This window comes from Microcystis sp. M53602_WE12 (assembly GCF_030065455.1).
Lineage (GTDB): Bacteria > Cyanobacteriota > Cyanobacteriia > Cyanobacteriales > Microcystaceae > Microcystis > Microcystis aeruginosa.
Genome location: NZ_JASJFB010000404.1, coordinates 1 through 8,402 on the forward strand (window position 1 = coordinate 1; position 8,402 = coordinate 8,402).

The window sequence follows — 8,402 nt, forward strand, 5'->3', positions numbered from 1 at the left end:
GAAGGACAACGAATGGGGTGGTCGAGAGAATCAACAATAAACTTAAACTAATAAAACGGAGAGGCTATGGCTTTAGAAACTTTCGGAATTTTTGGGTTAGAAGTATGTTATCTTGGCATCTTGTATGTTGATTTAGCATAAAGGGTAACGAAGAGCCGAAACATTCTTATCAAATACATCTTTAAACTCAGGCAAAGTAGCAAGAAACTCTTCGCCAACCGAAAATCTGGGTACTTATCTAGTAGTATCCTAACATCGGCAACAGATAAACCTCCGTCAATCATCTGTAACCATTGCTGGCGAACAGAATTTCGTTGGACAGGATCAGTAATGTGGTCAAAACAGTTATCGTAGTATGACATATTTTTTCCTCCGAATCACTTATAATCTCATTTTAACCGTTCCGGATCCGTTATCAAGTAGCCAGTGGTATTGATTCTGTGGGAGGACTCTCCTGGGGTAGTATAAATGTAGAGGGAGAAACATTACCTCTCCAGACGCGAATCGCCGAGGGTCATCAATTCCCAGCTTGTAGTGGATTGTTTCAGCTAAAATAGGGCAATAGATTTCGGCTTAAAGTCTTAGATTATAGAATTTATAGCATTTTTCTAATACACCAAATTAGCTGAAACAATCCAGTAGGGTGCGTTAGCGTTAGCGTAACGCACCAATCCCAGTTAGAAACCCAACATTCTTGACGACATTGGTGTGGTTGGGTTTCGCTCAAGCGTCGCTAATATTTGACAGACAAGAGTTATTATTGCTCAACCCAACCTACTGCTGTTGATAACTTGTTTATAGCGGTTCTCGCATCTGTGCGGCACACTTAAACCTTTGCTGATTAAGCTGTTCAGGATCGGGAATGTACCTCTTGTGAATCAGAAACGCTATAATTTGTTGTGCTAGGGTTTGGATTTCTTGGGCAAAATTGGTGTCTTTGAGCATTTCTACCTGTAAAAAAGGAACCACTTGCTGTTCAATCATCGCCTCGGATTTGGTTTGTTTTGCTGCCGCTAAAACCTGAGCGGCGGCGGGTTCCTTTTGTAACTTTTGCTTAATTTTTTTCCACAATTCTACACCTTTATCCATTGCTCCTTCCGTTAATTTACCGATAACAGCTTCAAAGGCGATTTTAGCGATTTCGGCGGCGGCTAATTCGGCTAACATAATTATCAATCGGGGTAATTTTTCGCCATTCTAGCACAACTATTTGGGGATGAAAGCAGGAAACTCAATCACTGATGTTGTCGGGAATCACCGTTCCCTTGATCCCCCCTTAATCCTAGGGTTAATTCATAGTAGGGTTGATTCATGAATCAACCCTACCCTTGATAAGGGGGGAAATCTGATAATTTTTAACGCCTACCTACTTATTCCGATAAATCGACTAAAAACGTTACAGATAAGGATTTGAGAGAATGAAACGATCCTAGTGTTCATTCCATGAGATTGTCGGCTATGCTTAAGAATTAAGACGATCACCTTCTTGTCGATGAGAAGCACGGCATAACTCAGCCGTTAGCTGGACTAAAAAGCCATCGCGATCGAGTTCCGCCTATTTCCCGTCCCGAAGTTATTAATGAGAGTAGATGAATTCGGAAACTTGAAGGCATAACTGCTTACATAGTATTCTTAGGTAGAAGAATAATACCAAATAATTTTTCGACGCAAAAAAATAAAATTCAGGAAAGATGACTGCTCAATCTCTGTGGAAACCCCAAAAAGTTCACGAAAACTTACTAAGCCGCGTATCTGTGCTTCCCACATCATTAACTTGGTTTCAGACAAACTTTACTGGAATTTGGTTTGGCTGTTTCGAGTCTGACCATGAAATCCAGGATCATCCAGTAACAATGCTGACTCGATTCTATCCGGGTGGTTTTTTTCCGCTGCATGGACATCCCGGTGGTGAAGAGATTTTGGTGCTTGAAGGCAATTTTGCAGATGAAACAGGGGTGCATCCACCGGGTACTTATATGCTTAACCCCGAAGGCTTTATCCATCGCCCCTATAGTGAGGAAGGATGCCTGACTTTTGTTAAATTGCGGCAACATGGTGGTAAAACTCGCCAACAAGTGAGAACCAACATTTTTAATGGCTCTTGGCAAGCAGGTATAGTGCCTGACATTAAGGTTCAACACCTCTACGAGCAAGCAGATTTCTCAGAAAAAGTCTGGATCGAGCGTTGGCTGCCCAACACTCAGTTGGTGAATGTTGTCGAAACTGAGATTAAAGAAATCTTTGTCATTGAAGGTACCTGGAGTGATGAGTTAGGTAGTTATCCAGTAGGCAGTTGGCTAAGATACCCCCCCAATTGCCCCTACAGCCCTTCCTCAACAACAGGTTGTCTCATTTACGTTAAAACCTATCCTGTTACTGATACAACCGCAAGATTTGTGGTCGGTGATGATTTCCAAGAGCCTGAAGCAACCTGAAGTAACCATCTATAGGGATCGAGGGTCGGACGTAGAGCCAAAAAAGACAGGCATTGAGCCTGTCTAGAAAACCAAACAAATTACCTATCAGTTGGCCACAAATAGGGAGTTTTTTGCGTCAAATTTCCAAGCAATACCATCGGGATCTCTGATGCGACTCCAATCGGCAAATTCTGTTTCGGATTTATTTTTCTTGTTTCTACCCAAAACGGCCGGGGTAACTCCTAAACGTTTAGCCAAATCCGCCAAACTCATCGATGAGATGGTTTCAGATACAGAGGCTAGAGATTCTTCCCTAACTTCTGATTCTGATTGGGATAAAGAACTGTCAGGACTGTTCAAACTAGGATTAATTATCTCCTCCGGTTCTTGAATTACCGTTTCTTGAACAGCGATCGCTGCGGTATTTTCTTCCTCTTTTTCCTCAAATAATTTACCTAAATTAGTCAGAGGTTGGGAGGAGGAAATAACAGGAACCTCCGGGACGGAATTTTCGCTCTTCTCGGCGACAATCAGGGGGGATTTAGTCTCCTGCGATTGCTCTAAATTGGTCCGAGGGAATCTCGATGCAGTAATCGCAGGAATTTGTTTTTCCCCTATTTCTTCTAAAGAGGGGTCACTCTCATCAAAAATACTACCCAAGGTACTGGCGGTGATAAAGTAATAGGCCATACCCTGATCGCCTACAGCTTTTTTTTGCGCCCCAAATTCCTCAGCTTTTTTGTCTAAAAATTGTCTAGCTAATTTGGCCGTGAGATTGGCTTTTGCCGATAGGTCAATCGGGGTGAGACAACCTTGATTGTCCTGTAAAAGTTGATTGAAATAGGGGTTAATCACCGTCGATAATTTTGACCAGCGATAGTCTTGCCACACCTTGACTGCAAGAGTTAAGAAGAAGACAAGTAGGATCAATGGCCAAGCGGTAAAAACAAGGATGATTAGCACCGCTAGGGGGATGATGAGGACGAGAAACCCCGCCGTTTGACGATCAATAATTTTTCCAGTCATAATTTCATGAGCTGCCACAATTAAAATTCTTAATGGCTAGTTTGACTATCTCCTGCCATAAGTCTATATGACCAGTTTAGGCTTTATTGGTCACGCCGGTTAGTTCTAGTCGTTCAAACATGGCAAATCTTGCTTTCAGGGCCAGAGAATCATCAAGTTTTGTTAAAAAAATGGCTTGTTGATACTTTTGTTCTAAAGCTTTTTCGATTAACCAATCGGCTAAAAAGGGATTTTTGGGTAGTAAGGGACCGTGGGCATAGGTGGCGATCGCATTGTGGTAAAATGCCCCTTCATAACCGTCCTCTCCGTTATTTCCGTAACCGGTAATCACCTTTCCTAAAGGAGAAACGGTTTGTAAATAGGTACGACCCCCGTGATTTTCAAAACCAATTACTAGCGGTTTTTCCCCAGTCATAGCTTTAATTTCCTCCGCTAAGGGGGAGGCAGTAATTTCAAAAACCACGTTACCGATACAGCGTTTTGCATTGGGGCCGGGATGTTTACTTACTAGGTCTAATAATCCTAATCCCTCGATTCTTTGACCGAAAGCTGGTTCGTAATAATGTCCTAATAATTGTGGGGAACCACAGGTAAAAACTCCCGGTATTCCTGCCGATAATTGTTCTTTCATCGCCGCCGCTTTTTTACCCTGTAAATCCCGCATAACGATCTCCTGTTGCCGATCCTGCGCCCCACCCCCAACAATTATATCTACTTGATAAAATGTCTCGGCTTCTGTTTGAGCATCTAGGGGAATAATTGTCACAGGAATATCACGCCATTGACATCTTCTTTGAATAGTAATAACATTACCTCGATCGCCGTAGGTACTCATTAAGGTCGGATATAACCAGCCGATTTTTAGTTCTAGTTCTTGCATAATTTTTAATCAGGAGACAGGAGACAGGAGACAGGAGACAGGAGACAGGAGACAGGAGACAGGAGACAGGAGACGGACTGCATCTCAAGTTTGTAGAAATATCAAAAATTATTACAAATATCTGAACAACTGCGTGTAAGCATCTCACAAAAAAAGCTAGTGTAAGCTTGCGCTTATGTCCCCCTTTTCTAATTTCTACAAAATCTTTCGGCCCGTGAGAATCTCTCGTACTTCTAACATAGCAGAATAGGTGGGTAAAATATGTAAAGTTTCCTCATTTTTGGTGTTATTAAGGGCAATTTGGATCGCTTTTTTTAGATCAGATTCAACAATTAAATTAACTGGATAAGCGAGACTATCCTGACTATATTGTAAGCGTAAAGCCATGTCATAAAGTCGATCGCCCGTTACTACTAAAGTTGTTCCCAAACGGGTTAATTTTTCCGTATCCACATCCCAAATCCAAGAAACATCCGTACCGTCGGGGATGCGATCATTGAGAACTAAGAGAGTAGTAGAAGACTTTTCTTTCTGTAAAATATCAGCCACTGCGCGAATTGTTTCATTCATACCCACGGGATTTTTAGACAGTAAAATCCTAACTTTTTTACCCTCAATTTCTAATTCTTCCGCTCGACCAAAAGCCGCTTTAAAACCCTGAACTGTCTCAAAAATTTCTCGATCTTTAATCCCTAATTCCTGGGCTACTAAACCCGCCGCTAAAGTATTATATTTATTATAAACACCGATTAAAATCTGCGGCCAATCCTGACTATGAAAAGCAGGACTACTCTTTTTAAAGCCGCAACTAGGACAACTAAAATCCCCTAAATGGGAGAGATAAACTCCGCGATAATCCAAAGAAGCGCCACATTTAGGACAGTAAATAGAATCGACAGCGTGGGGAATTTCTTCTAGATATAATTCCGGCTCACTTAAGCCAAAATATACAACTCTTTGGGGCAGTTGTTGACCCAAATGGGAAAGGGTCGGATCATCAGCATTGAGAATCACTAAAGTATCGGTGGGTAGGGGAGATATGGCCCCTTGCCAACGGCGACTAATTGTATCCACTTCCCCATAGCGATCGAGTTGATCGCGAAACAAATTGAGAGCTAAAATAGCGCGAGGACGACAATCTTTTAAAACCAAAGGGAGAATATTTTCATCCACTTCTAAAATGGCATAATCAGCCTTTAAAGTGCCGAATAAATTGGCATCGGCTAATAAAGCAGTGATTAAACCATTAATTAAATTTGCCCCAGTGGTATTATGGGTGACTTTTGCCCCCTGACGCTCTAGAATAGTTCTTAGGAGTAGGGAAGTGGTAGTTTTTCCATTCGTGCCAACCACCAAGATTACCCCCCGTCGGACTTGCCCACAAAGTAGCGGTAACAAACGGGGATGGAGACGACGGGCAATTTCCCCCGGCAAGACGCTGGCAGCCCCTAAACGGAGTCCTTTAACCACAGCAGTAACGGTTTTAGCCACCGCTACGGCTATCCCTAAACGGATGCGATCAAACAATTGCATTAACTGAGATTCTCATAGCTGTTTCGTGATTTTACCCCTAAAAGAAGACCGGTAAACGGGGTAAGTTCCCTAATTCCTCTCGCAGTTGAGGTAAATCTCAGTTCATTCTGGCGTTTTTTCTCCCCTAACAAGTTTTTTAATTGTAGTTATTATCGGAAATTTTCTGCGTAATTCACTATAAGTAATTGTTGATTTTTCCTGAATCATAAACAGGAAAGCTTCTTGTGTAGAATTGTATTTTTGAGGATAGCGAGGACTGCTAGGGTGAATGGCAATTAAATTATAAAAATAAGAACCTTGGTTAAGAGAATGAAGGCGACGTAGATCGCTAGTGAGAAAAGGCGCAGGAGCGAAATAACGAAAGAAATGGTAGCCAATTTCTGCTAAAAATTCTTGCAATTGCTCGATTTTAAATCCATATTTTTCGTAATGGGGTAAACAAACTTCAATATATAAAATGGGGTGATACTGTTTTAAGGTCTTCCTGGCTCCCTGAAGAACTTTAATCTCCATTCCTTCCACATCTATCTTAATAAAATTACATTGTTTCAGATGCAAATTATTTTCTATCCAAAAATCTAAGGTTGTGGAAGTAAATAGTTCTCCCTCGACCTCTGATGATTCAATAAAGCGGGTAGCTCCCATGTTTTTAGGGGCTTTTTTTATAGAAAAATTTTTTTGAGTATCACTAATAACATCAGTTTGTACTTGTACTAAATGTGAAACATTATTCAATCGCAGGTTTTCCAAGAGAATTTGATGAGTTTCTGGACAAGGCTCAAAGGCAAATACTCGGCCTTGAGGGGATGATAAACGGGCTGCCAAAGTTGAAAAAGTGCCAATATTGGCACCAATATCAAAGCAAACATCCCCCGGATGAATCATTTTATCGTCGATTCCGGGATAAGCACTCGCCAAATCTCGCAGATTTTCCAATAAATTAGATGTCTTCGGGTCGAGACAATAAAATTTACCTTCAGGTGTATTAACCAGCTTTAAATTATCATTCATAAACTCAGCCTTGAAATATTTGAAAACATCATATTACGCTTCGAGAATTTTGTCAATATTTAAAGCCAATAGATTTCCAGAAAATGTAGCATCTGAGTTAAGTTTTAGCCCCTTGATTACAGGGAAGTATTCTTACAGCGGTTATCCTAATAGTAGAATACGAAATTTTCCTTTTGGGGAGTAAGCAGACCAGAGCGCGGAGACGATGCCAAATATAGGTTACACTTCACCTTTAGGAGAAAAGCTTAATCAAAGTGATTGCCACTGCCATCAAATACAAAAAGCCTTTATCTGCCCCAGGGGTTCGTCTTTGAAAAAGACAGCCTATAATTGTAGGTAAGTTTGGCGCCGATTCTACCGCACACGACATTTTAGGGCTAGAGCTTATGGGTTTATTGACAAGATTGGGGATTTCACTGGGATTACTCGCCCTAGGTGGTACTGTGGGTGTGCTAGGAAATCAGTATTTAAGCAGAAAAGCACCCCTAGAGGTAAATAAACCGCCGGCAATCCTCCCCGCTTCCCTCTCTCTTCCTGTTATTCCCCAAACCGACGGCAATGTTAATTTTATCGCCCAGGCCGTGCAGAAAGTCGGGCCGGCGGTGGTGCGGATTGACTCGGCCCGGGAAGTGGCCGACCAAATTCCCGAAGAATTTAAACAGCCCTTTTTTCGGCGCTTTTTTGGTAATGAAGTGCCGATTCCCAGGGAGCATTTGGAACGGGGAACCGGTTCTGGGTTTATTATCAGTACAGATGGACTACTTTTAACTAATGCCCATGTGGTGGAAGGGACAACCCAAGTAAAAGTGACTTTGAAAAACGGTCAAACTCATCAAGGTAAAGTCCTGGGGGTTGACAATATGACCGATGTGGCCCTGGTGAAAATCGAGGCGAAAAATTTACCGACGGTGACTTTTGGCAAGGCCGAAACTTTAATCCCCGGGGAGTGGGCGATCGCAATTGGCAATCCCCTAGGCCTGGATAATACGGTGACAGTGGGCATTATTAGCGCCCTAGGACGCACTAGCAGCGAAGTGGGGGTTCCCGATAAACGGGTTCGTTTTATCCAAACCGATGCCGCTATTAACCCCGGCAATTCTGGCGGTCCTTTGCTAAACGCCAAGGGGGAAGTTATCGGTATTAATACGGCAATTCGGGCCGATGCTCAGGGTTTAGGGTTTGCTATTCCCATCGAAACCGCCCAAAAAGTGGCGGGACAGCTATCTAGTAAGGGTAAAGCGGAACATCCCTACATCGGCATCCAGATGGTAACGCTAACCCCAGAATTACGGCAGCAATTGAACGAAACTAAAGAATTAAACTTTAATATTGACCAAAATGAAGGGGTAATCGTCCTGCGAGTGGTGGAAAATTCCCCCGCTCAAAAAGCCGGAATGCAAGCGGGTGATATCATCGAAACTGTGGCAGGAAACCCCGTTAAAACCGCCGCCGATGTGCAGCAAGGTGTAGAAACCAGTGCGATCGGTGGTAATCTGGAAATCGAGATTAACCGCAGGGGTAAACAACAAACTCTC

The 8,402-nt window shown here is 42.5% G+C and carries 8 protein-coding genes; 3 read left to right on the plus strand and 5 right to left on the minus strand.

Translation table 11 applies throughout. The features are described 5' to 3' along the window. On the plus strand, positions 1 to 131 hold a 131-nt coding region (locus PX482_RS13665), incomplete at its 5' end, for a transposase (RefSeq protein WP_288023419.1). Positions 132 to 795: 664 nt separating this feature from the next. On the opposite strand, the gene PX482_RS13670 is transcribed toward PX482_RS13665, so the two are convergent. After that, positions 796 to 1,167, minus strand: coding sequence for a hypothetical protein (locus PX482_RS13670; protein WP_002762118.1), 372 nt, complete (start codon positions 1,165 to 1,167; stop codon positions 796 to 798). 524 nt (positions 1,168 to 1,691) lie between these two features. Between PX482_RS13670 and PX482_RS13675 the strand changes: the two genes are divergently transcribed. Continuing rightward, a complete protein-coding gene (locus PX482_RS13675; protein ID WP_002762116.1) occupies positions 1,692 to 2,435 on the plus strand; it encodes a cupin domain-containing protein in 744 nt (247 codons plus the stop codon). Between the two features lie 87 nt (positions 2,436 to 2,522). Here PX482_RS13675 and PX482_RS13680 read toward each other — a convergent pair whose 3' ends face one another. The 4 genes from PX482_RS13680 to PX482_RS13695 all read right to left on the minus strand — a co-directional run bounded on the left by PX482_RS13680 (position 2,523) and on the right by PX482_RS13695 (position 6,867). Then, positions 2,523 to 3,443 (minus strand): hypothetical protein, encoded by a 921-nt coding sequence (locus tag PX482_RS13680; RefSeq protein ID WP_043999357.1) that lies wholly within the window; start codon positions 3,441 to 3,443, stop codon positions 2,523 to 2,525. A 76-nt stretch (positions 3,444 to 3,519) separates the two neighbouring features. After that, positions 3,520 to 4,323, minus strand: coding sequence for a type 1 glutamine amidotransferase (locus PX482_RS13685; protein WP_002762112.1), 804 nt, complete (start codon positions 4,321 to 4,323; stop codon positions 3,520 to 3,522). Positions 4,324 to 4,518: 195 nt separating this feature from the next. Further along, positions 4,519 to 5,856: a Mur ligase family protein gene (locus PX482_RS13690; RefSeq protein WP_002762109.1), complete on the minus strand. Its 1,338-nt coding sequence runs from the start codon at positions 5,854 to 5,856 to the stop codon at positions 4,519 to 4,521. 102 nt (positions 5,857 to 5,958) lie between these two features. After that, entirely contained in the window at positions 5,959 to 6,867 is a 909-nt protein-coding gene (locus tag PX482_RS13695; protein ID WP_002762107.1) for an FkbM family methyltransferase, read from the minus strand. Positions 6,868 to 7,253: 386 nt separating this feature from the next. Here PX482_RS13695 and PX482_RS13700 point away from each other — a divergent pair. Continuing rightward, positions 7,254 to 8,402, plus strand: a 1,149-nt coding sequence (locus PX482_RS13700; RefSeq protein ID WP_288122553.1) for an HhoA/HhoB/HtrA family serine endopeptidase, incomplete at its 3' end; no start/stop codon positions are given.